Below are 16,100 nucleotides of genomic sequence, written 5' to 3'. Positions count from 1 at the left end.
GTCAGGGATGGTTCTGCCACAGGGTCACGCGGGTGACCAGCCAAGAACGCAGCCTAACCGCCAAACAATCCCGAGAAGACGTCAGAGAAACTGTTCAGCAAAGCCATGATCACCAACACCCCCAGCAACGCAAAAAACGCAAAGGCAAAGAACTGGAACAGGATTGCCCCCGTACCTATAACCATTCCGGCGATGGCAGGGCGCCGCTTTTCGTGACGCAGGATGCCAACGGCCGAGATGACGATCGCAAGCCCGCCAAGCATGGCGACACCGATCCGCAGGAAATCATCCAGATCGCGGGCGCGGGCAACAGGCTCGGGTTGTTCCATCCCCGCGGCGGCCCTCAGTGTCGATTTGCCGATTTCGGCCGCCAGTTCGCCCAGCGACACACCCGCAGTCTGCTGAGGTGCAAAGGGCCCCGCCCAGAATACAAACAACGCAGCAAACAACGCCAAAGATGCGATGCAGAACCCAACCCAGCCGAAAACCGGGTTAACATTGTCAGTGGCCGAAATTCCGGTCATCACGTATCCCTGCTTTGGTTGCGCCAAAGCACTAACATGAAAACCGAGGCAAGATTTGGGCAAAACCCGGCTGGTCGGGCAATCAGCCCTGTTCACGGCCCTTCAGCACATATTTGCAGTCGCAATACGGGCATTCGACCCAGCCTGTATCCTCGGGGATTTGCAGCCAGACGCGCGGATGGCCCAATGCGCCTTCGCCGCCGTCACAGGCGACACGGGCGGTTTCGACGATCTTGGTTTCCGGCGCTTCGATGGTCACGGCTGGCGATCCTTCTTCGGTTGTCGGCCTCGCGGGCATGTATTAGGTGCGTTTATGAGCGATGAGCAATCCGGGGGCAAGAGCCACATGAGCGATGCGGCAATCAGGATCGAAGGTCTGCGCAAGACCTATCGTGGCGGCAAGGGTCAGCCTGAGAAACACGCGTTGAAAGGCATTGATTTGACTGTTCCCAGGGGCTCGGTTTTCGGGCTGCTGGGCCCGAACGGCGCCGGGAAATCGACCCTGATCAATATTCTGGCCGGGTTGGTGGTGAAGTCCTCGGGCCGTGTGTCGATCTGGGGTTTCGATCAGAATCAGAATCCGCGGCAGTCCCGCGCCGCGATTGGTGTGATGCCGCAAGAACTGAACCTTGACCCGTTTTTCACCCCGCGGGGCGCCTTGGAAGTACAGGCAGGCCTGTACGGCGTACCGAAATCCGAACGTCGCAGCGATGAAATCCTTGAACTGGTCGGCCTCAGCGACAAGGCCGAGGCCTATGCCCGCACGCTGTCGGGCGGGATGCGGCGGCGGCTGCTGCTGGCCAAGGCGCTGGTGCATCACCCGAAAATCCTAGTGTTGGACGAACCCACGGCGGGCGTCGATATCGAACTGCGCCAGATGCTGTGGGCCAATGTGCGCAAGCTGAACCAGCAGGGCGTGACCATCATCCTGACCACGCACTATCTGGAAGAAGCGCAGGAGATGTGCGACGAAATCGCCATCATCAACCACGGTGAAAAGATCGCTCAGGACAGTACCGCCAACCTGCTGGGCCGCATGGACAGCCGGACCATGGTCATTGTGCCGGACACCCCGGTGGTCGACCTGCCGGTGACCGAAGGCGTCGAGGCCAGCTTACGTGAAGACGGCAGCCTTATACTGCAATATCGCAGCGCCCGGACCAGCGCCGAGCAGGTTCTGGAGTCCGTCCGGGCGGCGGGCATCCGCATCCGCGACGTGCGCACCGAAGAGGCCGATCTCGAGGATGTGTTCCTGGCCCTGACCTCCTCGCGCACCGACGATGCCCCGGCCGACGATCAGGACCAGCCGCGCCGGGGCCTGCACCGGGTCAAGCTCTAAACCCGGTCGATCCGTGCTTGGTAGCAGTTGTTCCGCGCCGATCTGACGTGAATATAGGCCACGTCCAGGCGGGCAAAAATATCGCTGACTTTTGCGCCGATCTGATCTTTGGGCGTGATTGCCCCGGTGCCATAGACGATCCGGTCATCTGGTCCATACCCCTTGATCAGATAGTCGGGTGCAGTGGTCAAGATCTCGGGCAGGGCGTCGTCTTCATAGCGCTCGCAAGGCGTTGCGCACAGAAAGATCGGCCCTGTTTCAGCGTATGGATGTGGCTCTAAAAAAGGGCGATGCGCCAATATCAGCATCTTTGCGCCTTCGGGAATGTTCTTCAGGCAGTGGCGACAGGGATTGCCAGCCCCCGACGAAACGGCGCGCTCGGGCGCGGCGCCATATGCATCAGGTTGACCTGCCTGAAGGGCGCGGACTTCGTCAGTGGGCAGAGCGGTGATCTTGAACATATCAGGTCTCCTTTTTCTGCAACCATGCGCGCCTGGCCTGGTCCAGGCGACCCGTTTCCTGCGCAAAGGACTCGAAAAAGAACAAAACGTGAATATAATGTGGAATCGCCATGTATGCCGAGCTGTCGATCACGTCGAACTTCACCTTCCTCACCGGGGCTTCGCACCCCGAGGAGTACATGGAGCGCGCCGTCACCCTGGGCCTGCCCGCCATCGCCATCGCCGATGACAACTCGGTGGCCGGCATCGCCCGCGCCCATACCCAGGCGCGCGAGATCGCCCGCAAGGTGCGCGAGCGCCGCGCGTGGGAGGAGCAGAACACGCCCATCGGCCCGCCCTGCCCCGATCACATCCCGAAACCACCCTCGTTCCCGGTGCATGCAGTGCCGCGCCTGATCCCGGCGGCGCGGCTGATTTTTACCGATGCCCCGCCCGTCACCGCCCTGCCCATCAACCGGCAGGGCTGGGCCAGCCTGTGCCGCCTCCTGTCCACCGGACGGCTGCGCGCGGCCAAGGGCGAGTGCATCCTGCACCTGTCCGACCTGTTGGAGTTTTCCGACGGTCTGCACCTGCTACTCTGGCCACAGGCGGGCCGTCCGAGCGGCGGCGCGAGCGGGTGGCGAACACAGGCGCAACAGCTGACGCGCCGCTTTACCGGGCGCATGCATCTGCTGATGCATCCCCGCTATGACGGGGCGGATGCGGCATTTTTCCATTTGTTAGAGACTGAATCATATCATCTGGGCCTGCCCACAATCGCCAGCGCCGCACCGATGATGCATCACGGGTCGCGCCGCCGGCTGGCCGATGTGCTGACCGCGATCCGCCTGCGCCGCAAGGTGGACGATCTGGGCCGCCACGCGCTGGCCAATGGCGAACAGCGCCTGCGCTCGGAACCCGAGATGCTGCGCATCTTCAAGGGCTTTGAGGACGCCGTGGCCCGCGCTTATGCGCTCAGCCAGGAACTCACATTCTCGCTGGACGAGCTGCGCTATGAATATCCCAGCGAGGGCAGCGACAAGGAAACCCCGACCCAGCGCCTGCATCGGCTGGCGCATGAAGGGTTGAAATGGCGCTATCCCGCCGGGGCGTCCGAGAAAGCCAAAAAGATGCTGGCGCATGAACTGACGCTGATCGGCAAGCTGAAATACGAACCCTATTTCCTGACCGTCCGCGACATCGTCCATTTCGCCCGCTCGCGCGGTATCCTGTGCCAGGGGCGCGGCTCGGCGGCGAACTCTGTCGTCTGTTTCTGTCTCGGCATCACCGAGGTCAGCCCCGAAATGGGCACCATGGTGTTCGAGCGCTTCGTCTCCGAGGCGCGGGACGAGCCGCCCGACATCGACGTCGATTTCGAACATGAGCGCCGCGAAGAGGTGATCCAGCACATCTATGAACGCTATGGCCGCCACCGCGCGGGGCTGTGCGCCACGGTGATCCACTATCGCGGCAAGCGCGCCATCCGCGAGGTGGGCCGCGCCATGGGCCTGACCGAGGACACGATTTCCGCCCTGTCCTCGCAGCTGTGGGGGTTCTTCTCGGCCTCGGGGCTCGAGGCGGAACGGATGCGCGAAATCGGCCTCGACCCCGAGGATCGCCGCCTGAAACAGACTCTAACATTGGTGCATCAGATCAACGGGTTCCCTCGCCACCTGTCCCAGCATGTGGGCGGGTTCATCATCACCGAGGGCCGTCTGGACGAGCTGGTGCCCATCGAGAACGCCACCATGGAGGACCGCACCGTCATCTGCTGGGACAAGGATGACATCGATTCCTTGGGCATCCTCAAGGTCGATGTTCTGAGCCTGGGGATGCTGACCTGCATCCGCAAGGCCTTCGACCTGATCGGCCAGCATCATCAGACCAGCTATACGCTCGCCACCCTGCCGCCCGAGGACCCGGCGGTCTATGACATGCTGTGCAAGGCAGACTCGGTGGGCGTGTTCCAGGTGGAATCACGTGCGCAGATGAACTTCCTCCCCCGGATGCGGCCGCGCAATTTCTATGATCTGGTGATCGAGGTCGCCATCATCCGCCCCGGCCCCATCCAGGGCGACATGGTGCATCCCTATATCCGCCGCCGGAACGGAGAGGAGGAGGTCAGCTTCCCCTCGGACGCACTGGGCGAGGTGCTGGGCAAGACGCTGGGCGTGCCGCTGTTTCAGGAACAGGCGATGCAGATCGCCATCGTCGGCGCGGGCTTCACCCCCGAACAGGCCGACCGGCTGCGGCGGTCGCTGGCGACCTTCAAGAAACACGGCAATGTCAGCGAATTCCGCACCCTGTTCCTGCGCGGGATGCAGCGCAACGGCTATGGCGCCGAATTTGCCGAGCGCTGTTTCTCGCAGATCGAGGGGTTCGGCTCCTACGGCTTCCCCGAAAGCCACGCGGCCAGCTTTGCGCTGCTGGTCTATGCCAGCGCCTGGATCAAGTGCCACCATCCGGGCATCTTCGCCTGCGCGCTGCTGAACTCGCAACCGATGGGGTTCTATGCCCCCGCCCAAATCGTGCGCGATGCGCGCGAACATGGCGTGCAGGTGCGCCCGGTCTGCATCAATGCCAGCTTCTGGGACAACGTGATGGAGCCCGACGGCCATGGCGGGCTGGCCCTGCGGCTGGGCTTTCGCCAGATCAAGGGCCTGAGCGAGGAGGACGCCAGCTGGCTGACCGCCGCGCGCGGCAATGGCTATCATCAGGTTGACGACGTCTGGCGCCGCGCGGGCCTTGGCCCCTCGGTGATCGAGCGTCTGGCCGAGGCCGATGCCTTTGCCGCCTGCGGCCTGACCCGGCGCGAGGCGCTGTGGCAGGCCAAGGCGATCGCCACCGCCAGGCCCCTGCCGCTGTTCGCGCAGGATCTGGAAGGCGAGGCGCTGGACGAGCCCGCCGCCCATCTGCCCCGGATGTCGCTGGGCGAACAGGTGGTCGAGGATTACGTCGCCACCCGCCTGAGCCTGCGGGCGCATCCCGTGGCTCTGCTGCGGCACCTGCTGACGCCAGGGCAGCGCGACAATACCACCTCTGTCACATAACGCCGGAACCGCCTATCTGCCAAAAAACAGAGTCGAAAACAGGCCACCATGACCAGACCAACCCTTCCGCCGCGCTTTCCCGCGACGCCCGAGCAGATCAACGCACAGGTTCGCGCCTTTTACGCCCGAGTGCGGCAGGACGCGGTACTTGGCCCGGTATTCGCCAACCATGTCACCGACTGGCCCGCGCATGAGGAAAAGATCGCATCCTTCTGGCGCAACGCCATCCTGTTCGAGCGCAGCTATGACGGCAACCCGCAGCGGGTGCATATCGAACGACCGGACGTAAAGCCCGAGATGTTCGCCCATTGGCTGGACCTATTCGAAAAGGTCGCCACCGAGACCCTGCCTCCGGAAACCGCCACACCATGGGTCGCTCTGGCGCGCCGCATCGGTGTTGGGATGAAGGCCGGGGTGCAATCGGCCCGCCAGCCCAAGGACGCGCCACCGATCCTGCGTTGAGCCCACGTCATGGCTGCCTTGCGATGTTAGCGGTAAATTAGGGGCTATGCGGGTCGAGAAAATAGGGTTAGTCAGAGACAAGACAGCCCCTTTTGCGCTGCCCCTTCACATCGACACATCACCCGAGGCCGACCCATGAGCACTCAGAACACCACCCTCCGGGGTCTTGGCTATGCATTCGCGGGCTTTGCGGTCTTTGCCACCCATGACGCGCTGATCAAGACGCTGGGCGGGACCTACTCGGTGATGCAGATCATCTTTTTTGCCACGCTGTTCTCCTTTGTCCCGATGGCCGTGACGATCTTGACGGACCGGACCACGGGCAACTTCCGGCCGCATCACCCCTGGTTGGTGTTGCTGCGCTCGGGTCTGATGGTCACGGCCATGTCCTGCGCGTTCTATGCCTTTTCGGTCCTGCCCCTGGCCGAGGTCTATTCGTTGCTGTTTTCTTTCCCGCTGATCGTCACGGTCCTGTCGATTCCGATACTGGGCGAAGTCGTCCGGGCCCAGCGCTGGGCTGCGGTTGGCGTGGGTCTGATCGGGGTGCTGATCGTTCTGCGCCCCGGCGCAACGGATATCACGCTCGGCCATCTGGCCGCCCTGATGGCCGCATTCTGCAGCGCCTTCGCATCCGTGCTGGTGCGCAAGATCGGGAACGAGGAACGCTCGGCCGTCCTGATCCTGTATCCGATGCTGCTGGCGATCGTGGTCATGAGCCTGGCCCAACCGGCCGTTTATCAGCCGCCGTCCCTGTTGCATCTGGCCATGATGGCGCTGGTCGGCGTGTTTTCCGTGATCGCCCAGCACCTGATCATCCTGGCCTATCGCGCTGCACCCGCCGGCGTGGTCGCGCCCAGCCAGTACAGCCAGATCATCTGGGCCACGATATTCGGCATGATGTTCTTTGGCGAAACGCCCGACATGTGGGTCGCAGTCGGGGCCAGCATCATCATCGCGTCCGGTGTGTTCGTTGTCTGGCGCGAGAGCCGGGCCAATGTATCGCCGAACAAGCCGGTTCTGCGTGTCCGCTCGCCGCGTTCCGACACCGGCGCCTCGGCGCGGCCAGGGTCGTAGGGCGGCCGCTACTGATCTTTCAGTCTGATCTTCCGGCCACCGTTTTCGCCTGTTTCCTCGAACTTCCCGGTGGCTCGTACCAAGTCGCTCAGCCGCTTGAAGCCGTAGGTTCGCGTGTCAAAATCCGGATAGTTCATGCTGAGCTGACTGCCGACCCAGCCAAGGCCCGCCCATCCGTCCGGTTCCTCGGATTTGAGCACGACATTCCGGATCAACTGATAAGCATGGTTCAGCTCTTGTTTGGCAGAGGGCTTCTTAGCTTTCTCCGGGGAATCGTTCGCCTGCACCTCCTCCTTTTTGATATTCTCGATGTAGATGAACCGGTTGCAAGCCGCGACAAAGGCTTTTGGCGTCTTTTCCTCGCCGATCCCGAACACGCTCAACCCTTGTTCTCGGATCCGGCTGGCAAGTCGGGTAAAGTCGCTGTCTGACGACACCAGTACAAACCCACCGAACCGGCCAGAATGCAATATGTCCATGGCATCAATCACAAGGGCGATGTCCCCGGCGTTCTTGCCAGTGGTATTGGCGAATTGCTGGTGCGGAACGATGGCATATTCCGCCAGCTTCTCAGCACTCCAGCCTTGCGGGGTACCGCCCGAGAAATCTCCGTAGATCCGGCGCAGGCTTGCCTCACCCAATGTGGCAACTTCTTCGAAAATCTCGGCAACATGCTTTGCCGGAACATTCTCGGCGTCAATCAGAACGGCCAGGCGTTCCGTTGCTTCAGTGGTCAATTTAGTCCCTCTATTCAGATATTTATCAATATCCTGAAGATAGGAGACAAAAAGGGCGGGTTAAACCCCGCCCTTGCAGTTTCTGGTTGTCAGTAAATCACCACCGACCGGATGCTTTCGCCCTTATGCATCAGGTCGAAGCCGGTGTTGATGTCGTCCAGACCCATGGTGTGGGTGATCATCGGGTCGATCTCGATCTTCCCTTCCATGTACCAGTCGACGATCTTGGGCACGTCCGTGCGCCCACGTGCACCGCCGAAAGCGGTGCCGCGCCACGACCGGCCTGTGACCAGCTGGAACGGACGGGTCGAGATCTCGGCCCCTGCGGGTGCGACGCCGATGATGATCGACTCACCCCAGCCTTTATGCGCCGATTCCAGCGCCGCGCGCATCACCTGCACATTGCCTGTTGCATCAAAGGTGTAATCCGCGCCGCCCTTGGTCAGGTTCACCAGATAGGGCACCAGATCGCCCTCGACCTCGGACGGGTTGACGAAATCGGTCATGCCGAACTTGGTGGCCATCTCAACCTTGGCGGGGTTCAGGTCGACGCCGACGATCTGATCGGCCCCGGCCAGACGCAGGCCCTGAATCACGTTCAGACCGATCCCGCCCAGACCGAACACGATGGCGCGGCTGCCGATTTCCACCTTGGCGGTGTTGATCACCGCGCCGATACCGGTGGTCACGCCGCAGCCGATATAGCAGATCTTGTCGAACGGCGCGTCCTCGCGCACTTTGGCCAGTGCAATCTCGGGCAGAACCGTGTGGTTCGAGAAGGTCGAGCAGCCCATGTAATGCAGGATCGGATCGCCATCCAGCGTCGAAAACCGCGAGGTGCCATCGGGCATCAGGCCCTGGCCCTGCGTCTCGCGAATGGCCTGGCACAGGTTGGTCTTGGGATGCAGACAGTATTCACATTCACGGCATTCGGGGGTGTAGAGCGGGATCACGTGATCGCCTGGCTTCAGGCTGGTCACACCCGGTCCGACCTCGACCACCACGCCGGCGCCCTCGTGGCCCAGAATGGCCGGGAACAGGCCTTCGGGGTCGGCGCCCGACAAGGTGAATTCATCCGTATGACAGATGCCAGTGGCCTTGATTTCAACCAGAACCTCGCCCGCCTTTGGGCCTTCAAGGTTCACATCCATCACTTCCAAAGGTTTGCCCGCCTGTACGGCGACGGCAGCACGGGTACGCATGGTACTTATCTCCCTGTCACTTTTGCCCCGACCCTGCGTCAAATACAGGGTGTTTTCAACTGTGCTTTCTTGGCAGGTTGGCTAATTGTTTGATATTGCAGAAACGACATTGCCAGAATGAGGAACGCCAATGCACCGTTTTTTACCGATCTTTATCTTTCTGGCGGCCTGCGCAGACACAAGCGTTCCGCAGGATGTCGCCACCACCTCAGAAGACGCTCCTGTTGATCTGGCATTTTGCAAGGGCGAGCCCTTTGCCGAAACGGTCGGTCAGCCCGTATCAACGATTCAAGCCGACCTTCCCGAACGGTCTCGTGTTTTGGGCCCGGATGACATCGCCACACAGGATTACCGTATCGACAGGCTGAACGTCTATGTGAACGACACCGGTGTTATTCAGCGTCTGACCTGCGGGTAAGCGTGGACTCGGCAGGTGATTCTGAATTAAGAACAAAATAAGAACATCAATGATGCCTGCCGATGCCCAAACGCCGAATTCTTTCGCTGTGGTTTCCCCGTCTGGGGGCCGAACGGCTGGTCCGCGCCGCGCGGGGCCTGCATGCCGGGCCTTTGGCCGTTGTGGCCGAACAGTCGAGCATGCAGATCGTCACGTCGTTGAATGCCGAGGCACAGGCCGCCGGATTGCGCGTGGGTCAGCCGGTACGCGATGCCCATGCCATGTGCGCCAGCTTGATCACCCGCCCTCGCAACGCCCCGGCCGAGGCTGCGTTTCTGACCGCGCTGCGCCGCTGGGCGGGCAAGTTCAGCCCATGGGTGGCCGAAGAGGCCCCCGATGGCCTGATCGTTGACCTGTCAGGCTGTGCCCATCTGTTCGGCGGTGAAGAGACCTTGCTGAGCGTGCTTGAGACCGACTGCGCCGACATGGGCCTGAGCGTGCAGATGGGTATCGCCGACACGCTGGGCGCGGCCTGGGCGCTGGCCCGCTATGCCGGGCAAGAGGCCACGTCTGACCGCAACGGCGACGCCATCAACCAAGAGGCCCGCGCCACCCGCGCCCGGGCAAGCAAGCGGCGGCACTGGACCAGGGGCGGGGCCGCGCCACAGGTGATGGCGCTGGGCGGTGGCGCGCGGATTGCCGCGCCGGGGCAGGCCTATGGCGCGCTCAGCCCCCTGCCCATCGCGGCGCTGCGGCTGGACGATCAGACCGTGGCGCAACTGAACCGCCTAGGCCTGCGCCGGATCGGTGATCTGCTGGGCCAGCCGCGTGCCAGTTTGGCACGGCGGTTCGGCCGCGGGCTGGTGTTGCGCCTGGATCAGGCCATGGGCAGCGCGCCCGAGCCGGTCTCGCCCGCCCGTCCGCCACATCACTTTGCGGTGCGGATGACTCTGCCCAACCCGATTGGCCTGGTCGAAGACGTGATGGCCGCTGTCGATCGGATTCTGCCAACGCTCTGCACCAAACTGGAAGAGAAGGGGCGCGGGGCCCGCACGCTGCGTCTGGAAGCCCACCGTGCGGATCAGGCCGCTGAAATCATCGAGATCGGCCTGGCCCGTCCGACCTATGACAAAAATCGCATTCGCCCTTTGTTAGAGATGAAAGTTGACAAGATCGACGCAGGCTATGGCATCGACTTGCTGCGGCTTGAAGCGATCCAGACAGAACCCATCCACGCCCGCACCATCGCCGGTCATGCCGAAGCGCGCCGCGTGGCCTGCAACCGGCTTGAGGGCAATACAGCCGTGGATGACCTTACGGCCAAGCTGGGCGCGCGGGTCGGGCTGGACGCGATCACCCGGCGGCATCCTGCGGCCTCTCATATCCCCGAGAAAACGGCGCAAACGCTGGCGGCGGCCTGGTCGGAACCCGCGCGCGACTGGCCTGCCCCGCCGCGCCCCCGCCCCTTGCAGATGTGGCAGCCCGAACCCGTGATGGCCCCGGAAACCCCGAATGTGCCCTGCACCTTTCGCTGGCGTGGACGAGACTGGCAACTGGCGCAGGCCACCGGCCCGGAACGCATCGCGCCGGAATGGTGGCTGGATGACCCCAACTGGCGCAGCGGGGTACGCGATTACTGGGTGGTGGTGACAGAACAAGGCGAGCGCCTGTGGTTGTTCTATGGCCACGGGGGCGCGATGTCCGCAGGCTGGTTCTGTCAGGGGCAGTTTTGTTAGAGTCTATTTTCCACGATAAACTAGCAGATCCGGCAAACAGTCGATCAGACGAATGAACCAGGAAAACGGTGCCGGAAAATCCGTACGGAAACGGCGACGCGCCATCGCATTGACCACGCGATCCGCCGCATCCTCGGGCGACATCAGCATCGGCATCTTGAAACCGTTCTTTTCGGTCAGGCGGGTTTTGATGAAGCCCGGATTGACGATACGCACCGTCACGCCCGTACCCGCCAGGTCGTGTCGCATCGTCTCGGCCAGAGAAATCAGCGCGGCCTTGCTGGCTCCGTACCCGATTGCGGCGGGCAGCCCGTGATACCCGGCCAGTGACCCGATCAAAGTAACCTCTCCCTGGCCTGCCCGGACAAAACCCGGAACGGTTTCACCCAGAACCCGTAGCGCACCCAGATAGTTCACATCGCTCATCCTGAGCGACGCCTCGGTGTCCCATTCGGCCGAACGCATGGGGTCATACGCACCTGCATTGTAAACCAGCCCGTCGACATGCCCCGCCTCGGCAACAGCTGAACGAACAGAGTCTAACTCGGTCACATCGCACCGGATCGCGCGCGCATCCGGCAGTTCAGAACACAGTTCGGACAACCGCTCAAGATTGCGCGCAGACAGGATCAGGGAAGCACCCTGTTGGCCAAGCGCATGCGCCAAAGCGCGACCCAGCCCTTCGCTTGCGCCGATGATCCAAATGGTTTTGCCGTCAAAGCTGCTCATGTGTGGGCCGATTCAGTTGTGTTTCACCATAATACGGCCTCGCATCCGCTTCGGATCAAAACGGTAGCGCAGGTCACGGAAGCTCAAACCAGAAGCCACAAAGTAGTGCATCTGTTAAAAACTTCTAATCGGATTGATCCACTTGTGCCTACCCTGCGTATCTTTTTGTAAACTGTCACATAAAGAGGCTGGAATGTTCGACGAACCCCGGGGTGTACGGAAGAAAATCGCGATTGTAGGTGCAGGCATTTCGGGACTTTCCGCCGCTTACTATCTTTCAGAAAACAACGACGTGACAGTCTATGAGGCCGAACCTCGGCTTGGTGGCCATGCCCGCACGGTGATGGCCGGAAAGAACGGGGATCAACCGGTCGATACGGGCTTCATCGTCTTCAACTATGCGACATATCCCTACCTGACCCGGCTGTTTGATGAGCTGGGCGTGCCCGTGATCGAAAGCGAGATGAGTTTTGGCGCGACAATCGACAATGGCCGCATTGAATACGGGTTGAACAATCTGCGCACACTGACCGCTCAAAAGCGCAATCTGGCGCGTCCGGCTTACTATAAAATGATCGCTGATATTCTGCGGTTTGGCAAAGAAGCCCCCGAAGCCGCCAAGGACGATGACACCACGATTGGCGAATTGGTGGACCAGCTGCGGCTGGGTCACTGGTTCCGGCACAATTATCTGATGCCGATGTGCGGTGCCATCTGGTCTACGCCGGTCGAGTTCGTGGACCAGTTCCCCGCACGCTCTTTGGTGCAGTTTTTCCGCAATCACGCTTTGCTGGCAAGTGGTCGCGCAAACCAGCATCAATGGTACACGGTCAAAGGCGGCAGCATAGAGTATGTCCGCCGGATCGACGCGGCCCTTCGTGCGCGGACGGCAGAAATACGTCTGGCCAGCCCTGTTCAGAATGTATCCCGTGACGAGATGGGCGTCACCATCCACAGCCAGGGCGCCGTGGATCAGTTCGATGAAATCATCCTGGCCACCCATTCGGACCAGTCGCTTTCCATTTTGGGTGATGGCGCGACCCCCGCGGAAGCCGCTGCATTGGGCGCAATCCGCTACCAGCCCAATACGGCCACATTGCATTGTGACCCAGGTCAGATGCCAAAGCGGCGCGCCTGCTGGTCAAGCTGGACCTATCGTTCGCAAGCCGGAGATGTGGGGGTAACCTACTGGATGAACCGGCTTCAGAACATTCCGGACAGTGACCCGCTGTTTGTAACGCTGAACGCTCCATCAGAAATTCCCGCGGAAAAGATCTATGACCAGGTTGAATTTGCCCATCCGGTCTTCGACAAGGCCGCCCTGAAGGCGCAAGGGCAAATCCGCGAGATGCAGGGACAGAACCGAACTTGGTTTGCCGGTGCTTACAACCGGCACGGATTTCACGAAGACGGGATAGCCAGCGCGATGCATGTCGTTGCTCGAATAAATGGCGCCCCGCAAACCATCGGAGCTGACAATGGCATTCCTGGGAAAGACCCGGCCCTATCTGTTGCCGCTGAATAAGGCGATATGGCGCACAGCGTTTCTTGCACTTTCCTTGCTGATCCCCAATGGGCTGGTTGCGTCGCCGGTCACGGAAGAACTGAACGATGCCCAACTGCGCGGAACCGCGACGTTCCGGTATCTGGGTTTGCCGATCTATGACGCCAAACTCTATACGCCCAAAGGTGCGCCGTTCAGTTGGAGCGAAGATATCGCCCTGCAACTGACCTATCGCAAGAACATCAAGAAGAAAGCGCTGGTCAACTCGACCCTGGACGAGATGGACCGCATCGGCCGGTCAGCACCCGTTCGCGACCAACTGAACCGGTGTTTCAATGCCGTGGCAAAAGGGGACAGCTATCTGGCGGTTTCTGATGGTCCCGACAAGGTCAGTTTCTGGCTGAACGGGCAAAAGACCTGCACCATGGCGTATCCGGGCATCAAGCGCAGTTTCATGTCCGTGTTCCTGGGAGACAACACGCGGTCCGCGTCCTTCACGCGCAGGCTACAGGGGCGGTGATGCTCTATCCCCGGGTCAGTCTCTATGCGTTGATGCTCGCTGCGGCGGGTATCCCGCTTTATATCCACTTGCCGCGCTTTGCAGCCGTGAACCTGGGTATTGGCCTTGGGGTCATTGGTACGGTGCTGCTGGTGATCCGTTTGGTGGATCTGGTGCAGGATCCGCTGATCGGTTGGGCAATCGACCGATGGCCCGGCGGCCAGCTTGCATTTGCGGCGATGGCGGCTTTGGGGCTGGCAATCGGGTTTCCCCTGCTTTTCAATCTGCCGCAGGGTGCCAGCGTGCCGGAACTGGTCGCGATCCTGATCTTGCTGTTCTCGGCGTACAGCCTGGGAACCATTCTTCTGTATGGTCGCAGCGCAACTCTGGCGAAGCGAACCGATCCGCAAGAGCTGATGACACTGGCCGCCTATCGTGAAGGCGGGCAGTTGACCGGGGTGGTCATCGCAGCCAGCGCTCCGGCCCTGTTGGTCGCTTTCGGGGCACACTCCCAAGGCTACCCCGCATTCGGAGCGTTTCTGGGGCTGCTGTCCGTTCTGACCTTGATACTGACGATCCCGATCTGGCGACGCAGACCGATCACCGGATCAGGCCTGTCCTTTGCAGGTCTGGGTCAGGCCGGTGGCTTGCGCCTTCTTGCGCTGGCTTTGGTCAACAGCCTCCCGGTTGCCATAACCTCCACCCTGTTTCTGTTTTTTGTGGAAGACCGGCTGCAACTGCCGGGCAAGGCGGGTCCTTTGTTGATCCTGTTTTTCCTGAGCGCAGGCGCGAGCGTCCCGCTCTGGGCAAAGCTCAGCAACAGAATTGGCCCGAAACAGACTCTGATCATCGCCATGCCGCTCTCGATTGCCGGCTTTATCGGCGCTGCCACACTGAGTGCAGGAAATCTTGCGGGTTTTGCAATGATCTGTCTCGCCTCGGGCGCGGCGCTGGGCGCAGATATGGTCGTGTTGCCGGCCATGTTCTCGATCGTCCTTACCCGGGCCGGGCTGAACGCATCAGCCGCGTTTGGCGTCTGGTCCTTCGCTGGCAAACTGGGCCTCGCCCTGGCTGCCTTTTTCACTCTGCCGCTGCTGGAACGCAGCGGTTTCACCCCCGGTCAAACCAATTCCGCACAGGCGCTGGATACACTCAATCTTGCCTATGCGGTGCTGCCCTGTATCCTGAAAGTCGGAGCGTTCGGGATGGTGTTGACCCTGCCCACCGAGGTCACAAGCAAATGAACGCTTTCACCATCATCCTTCTGGTCCTTCTGACCGCTGTCTTCATCCGCGCAAGGCTGCTGAGCTTTCGCGCGCAATCGCCGTCCGATTACAGCGGCACCGGGCCAAATTTTTCGCTGAAAAAACACCTGAACGGAGAGATCTTGTCCGAGGGCCTGATCTATGGCCCCAATGGCAAAATGTCGAACAGTTTTGTCGCGCGCATGTTCGGCGAATGGCAAGGCAACTCGGGCACTCTGACCGAATACTTCACCTATTCCAACGGAAAACAGATGACGCGCAAATGGTACCTGACGCTGGGAACCGGCAACACGTTCACGGCAATGGCGGATGATATCGTGGGCGAAGGTCGGGGCATCATCTCGGGGTCCACGGTAAAACTGACCTATCGCATCATTCTGCCAGATGACGCCGGTGGACATACGTTGGATGTCACCGATTGGATGTATCTGACAGAAACCGGCGTCATCATGAATCGGTCCGAGATGCGCAAGTTTGGCGTCAAGGTCGCGGAACTGATCGCCACAATGCGTCCAAGCCCCAGTTCGAAACCGATTCATTCAAGTGGGTCAAACGGGTATGACGCGACTTCGGAAAGGAAGCCGTTGCAATGATCACCTTTCGCTCTTTCATCGCCTGCGTCGCCATCGTAAGCCTTGCGCTTCTTGCCGCCTGCTCCAGCAAACCGAAGGTACCAAAAACGTTTCTGTCGGACCGGCAGTTGAACCTGGAAGAGTTTTTTGAGGGCACAACAGTGGCCTACGGTCAGTTTCAGGATGTTTTGGGAAATATCCCCCGCAGATTCACGGTTGATATCGACGGGACATGGGACGGCGAAACCCTGACCCTGGTCGAAGACTTCGTCTACGACGATGGCGCGACGGAACAACGCATCTGGACATTGACCAAAACCGGAGAGGATACGTGGACCGGCACGGCTCCTGGCGTGCTGGGCACCGCCAGCGGGATTGAACGCGGGGATACGTTCAACTGGAAATACAAGATCGACCTGCCGATCAAGGACGGGACCATGCGTGTCAAATTCGACGACTGGATGTGGCTGCTGGATGACGACCGTCTGCTGAACCGCGCGTATGTCTCGCGCTATGGCGTCCGTCTGGGTGAAGTCATTCTGTTCTTCGAGAAGAAATAGGGCCACCAGG

At 61.0% G+C, this 16,100-nt stretch carries 17 protein-coding genes; 11 read left to right on the top strand and 6 right to left on the bottom strand.

Annotation, left to right across the window (positions count from 1 at the left end):
- Positions 1-53 precede the first annotated feature (53 nt).
- Together GS614_RS08730 and GS614_RS08725 are read right to left on the bottom strand one after the other, a co-directional pair.
- The gene (locus tag GS614_RS08730; RefSeq protein ID WP_152459471.1) at positions 54-524 is read right to left on the bottom strand and encodes a hypothetical protein; all 471 of its coding nucleotides are present in this window, start codon (positions 522-524) and stop codon (positions 54-56) included.
- Positions 525-606: 82 nt separating this feature from the next.
- Positions 607-783 carry a zinc-finger domain-containing protein gene (locus tag GS614_RS08725; protein ID WP_152459472.1) on the bottom strand — a complete coding sequence of 59 codons (177 nt, stop codon included), beginning with the start codon at positions 781-783 and terminating at the stop codon, positions 607-609.
- Between the two features lie 87 nt (positions 784-870).
- Here GS614_RS08725 and GS614_RS08720 point away from each other — a divergent pair, with 87 nt between their 5' ends.
- On the top strand, positions 871-1,863 hold the full coding sequence (locus tag GS614_RS08720; protein ID WP_171206754.1) for an ABC transporter ATP-binding protein: 993 nt from the start codon (positions 871-873) through the stop codon (positions 1,861-1,863).
- Here the strand turns inward: GS614_RS08720 and GS614_RS08715 are convergent.
- The gene (locus GS614_RS08715; protein ID WP_171172128.1) at positions 1,860-2,324 is read right to left on the bottom strand and encodes a DUF1203 domain-containing protein; all 465 of its coding nucleotides are present in this window, start codon (positions 2,322-2,324) and stop codon (positions 1,860-1,862) included. The two genes, GS614_RS08720 and GS614_RS08715, sit on opposite strands and share 4 nt — an antisense overlap.
- Before the next feature lie 110 nt (positions 2,325-2,434).
- Between GS614_RS08715 and GS614_RS08710 the strand changes: the two genes are divergently transcribed.
- The 3 genes from GS614_RS08710 to GS614_RS08700 all read left to right on the top strand — a co-directional run bounded on the left by GS614_RS08710 (position 2,435) and on the right by GS614_RS08700 (position 6,889).
- Positions 2,435-5,353 (top strand): error-prone DNA polymerase, encoded by a 2,919-nt coding sequence (locus tag GS614_RS08710; RefSeq protein ID WP_171726034.1) that lies wholly within the window; start codon positions 2,435-2,437, stop codon positions 5,351-5,353.
- 48 nt (positions 5,354-5,401) lie between these two features.
- A complete protein-coding gene (locus GS614_RS08705; RefSeq protein ID WP_152459475.1) occupies positions 5,402-5,815 on the top strand; it encodes a group III truncated hemoglobin in 414 nt (137 codons plus the stop codon).
- Between the two features lie 135 nt (positions 5,816-5,950).
- Positions 5,951-6,889, top strand: coding sequence for a DMT family transporter (locus GS614_RS08700; RefSeq protein ID WP_171117018.1), 939 nt, complete (start codon positions 5,951-5,953; stop codon positions 6,887-6,889).
- An 8-nt stretch (positions 6,890-6,897) separates the two neighbouring features.
- On the opposite strand, the gene GS614_RS08695 is transcribed toward GS614_RS08700, so the two are convergent.
- Positions 6,898-7,626: an NYN domain-containing protein gene (locus tag GS614_RS08695; RefSeq protein ID WP_171726033.1), complete on the bottom strand. Its 729-nt coding sequence runs from the start codon at positions 7,624-7,626 to the stop codon at positions 6,898-6,900.
- Positions 7,627-7,715: 89 nt separating this feature from the next.
- Entirely contained in the window at positions 7,716-8,828 is a 1,113-nt protein-coding gene (locus GS614_RS08690; RefSeq protein WP_171117014.1) for an S-(hydroxymethyl)glutathione dehydrogenase/class III alcohol dehydrogenase, read from the bottom strand.
- 130 nt (positions 8,829-8,958) lie between these two features.
- Between GS614_RS08690 and GS614_RS08685 the strand changes: the two genes are divergently transcribed.
- On the top strand, positions 8,959-9,246 hold the full coding sequence (locus GS614_RS08685; RefSeq protein WP_152459479.1) for an I78 family peptidase inhibitor: 288 nt from the start codon (positions 8,959-8,961) through the stop codon (positions 9,244-9,246).
- Between the two features lie 62 nt (positions 9,247-9,308).
- Entirely contained in the window at positions 9,309-10,961 is a 1,653-nt protein-coding gene (locus GS614_RS08680) for a DNA polymerase Y family protein (protein ID WP_171726032.1), read from the top strand.
- A 3-nt stretch (positions 10,962-10,964) separates the two neighbouring features.
- Here GS614_RS08680 and GS614_RS08675 read toward each other — a convergent pair whose 3' ends face one another.
- The gene (locus tag GS614_RS08675; RefSeq protein ID WP_171172141.1) at positions 10,965-11,690 is read right to left on the bottom strand and encodes an SDR family oxidoreductase; all 726 of its coding nucleotides are present in this window, start codon (positions 11,688-11,690) and stop codon (positions 10,965-10,967) included.
- Between the two features lie 193 nt (positions 11,691-11,883).
- On the opposite strand from GS614_RS08675, the gene GS614_RS08670 reads away from it, so the two are divergent.
- The 5 genes from GS614_RS08670 to GS614_RS08650 are packed head-to-tail and all read left to right on the top strand — an operon-like array spanning position 11,884 to position 16,090.
- On the top strand, positions 11,884-13,215 hold the full coding sequence (locus tag GS614_RS08670) for an NAD(P)/FAD-dependent oxidoreductase (RefSeq protein ID WP_171726031.1): 1,332 nt from the start codon (positions 11,884-11,886) through the stop codon (positions 13,213-13,215).
- On the top strand, positions 13,169-13,714 hold the full coding sequence (locus tag GS614_RS08665; protein WP_253282525.1) for a hypothetical protein: 546 nt from the start codon (positions 13,169-13,171) through the stop codon (positions 13,712-13,714). The genes GS614_RS08670 and GS614_RS08665 overlap by 47 nt, the downstream gene beginning before the upstream one ends.
- Positions 13,714-14,937, top strand: a complete 1,224-nt coding sequence (locus tag GS614_RS08660) for an MFS transporter (RefSeq protein ID WP_171206659.1) — start codon at positions 13,714-13,716, stop codon at positions 14,935-14,937. The genes GS614_RS08665 and GS614_RS08660 overlap by 1 nt, the downstream gene beginning before the upstream one ends.
- The gene (locus GS614_RS08655) at positions 14,934-15,551 is read left to right on the top strand and encodes a DUF3833 domain-containing protein (RefSeq protein WP_171726030.1); all 618 of its coding nucleotides are present in this window, start codon (positions 14,934-14,936) and stop codon (positions 15,549-15,551) included. Before GS614_RS08660 ends, GS614_RS08655 begins: the two co-directional genes overlap by 4 nt.
- Positions 15,548-16,090 (top strand): DUF3833 family protein, encoded by a 543-nt coding sequence (locus tag GS614_RS08650; RefSeq protein WP_171726029.1) that lies wholly within the window; start codon positions 15,548-15,550, stop codon positions 16,088-16,090. Before GS614_RS08655 ends, GS614_RS08650 begins: the two co-directional genes overlap by 4 nt.
- Positions 16,091-16,100 lie beyond the last annotated feature (10 nt).

The sequence above is a fragment of the Ruegeria sp. HKCCD6604 genome (assembly GCF_013110635.1).
Taxonomy (GTDB): Bacteria; Pseudomonadota; Alphaproteobacteria; order Rhodobacterales; family Rhodobacteraceae; genus Ruegeria.
Note: the sequence above shows the minus strand (reverse complement) of the source record. Positions and strands in the feature narration are given on the sequence as shown.

Coding starts and splice junctions, on each gene's coding strand:
- GS614_RS08705 (WP_152459475.1), top strand. CDS start 5,402: ATGACCAGACCAACCCTTCCGCCGCGCTTTCCCGCGACGCCCGAGCAG.
- GS614_RS08710 (WP_171726034.1), top strand. CDS start 2,435: ATGTATGCCGAGCTGTCGATCACGTCGAACTTCACCTTCCTCACCGGG.
- GS614_RS08655 (WP_171726030.1), top strand. CDS start 14,934: ATGAACGCTTTCACCATCATCCTTCTGGTCCTTCTGACCGCTGTCTTC.
- GS614_RS08675 (WP_171172141.1), bottom strand. CDS start 11,690: ATGAGCAGCTTTGACGGCAAAACCATTTGGATCATCGGCGCAAGCGAA.
- GS614_RS08660 (WP_171206659.1), top strand. CDS start 13,714: ATGCTCTATCCCCGGGTCAGTCTCTATGCGTTGATGCTCGCTGCGGCG.
- GS614_RS08665 (WP_253282525.1), top strand. CDS start 13,169: ATGGCATTCCTGGGAAAGACCCGGCCCTATCTGTTGCCGCTGAATAAG.
- GS614_RS08650 (WP_171726029.1), top strand. CDS start 15,548: ATGATCACCTTTCGCTCTTTCATCGCCTGCGTCGCCATCGTAAGCCTT.
- GS614_RS08690 (WP_171117014.1), bottom strand. CDS start 8,828: ATGCGTACCCGTGCTGCCGTCGCCGTACAGGCGGGCAAACCTTTGGAA.
- GS614_RS08730 (WP_152459471.1), bottom strand. CDS start 524: ATGACCGGAATTTCGGCCACTGACAATGTTAACCCGGTTTTCGGCTGG.
- GS614_RS08720 (WP_171206754.1), top strand. CDS start 871: ATGAGCGATGCGGCAATCAGGATCGAAGGTCTGCGCAAGACCTATCGT.
- GS614_RS08680 (WP_171726032.1), top strand. CDS start 9,309: ATGCCCAAACGCCGAATTCTTTCGCTGTGGTTTCCCCGTCTGGGGGCC.
- GS614_RS08700 (WP_171117018.1), top strand. CDS start 5,951: ATGAGCACTCAGAACACCACCCTCCGGGGTCTTGGCTATGCATTCGCG.
- GS614_RS08670 (WP_171726031.1), top strand. CDS start 11,884: ATGTTCGACGAACCCCGGGGTGTACGGAAGAAAATCGCGATTGTAGGT.
- GS614_RS08685 (WP_152459479.1), top strand. CDS start 8,959: ATGCACCGTTTTTTACCGATCTTTATCTTTCTGGCGGCCTGCGCAGAC.
- GS614_RS08715 (WP_171172128.1), bottom strand. CDS start 2,324: ATGTTCAAGATCACCGCTCTGCCCACTGACGAAGTCCGCGCCCTTCAG.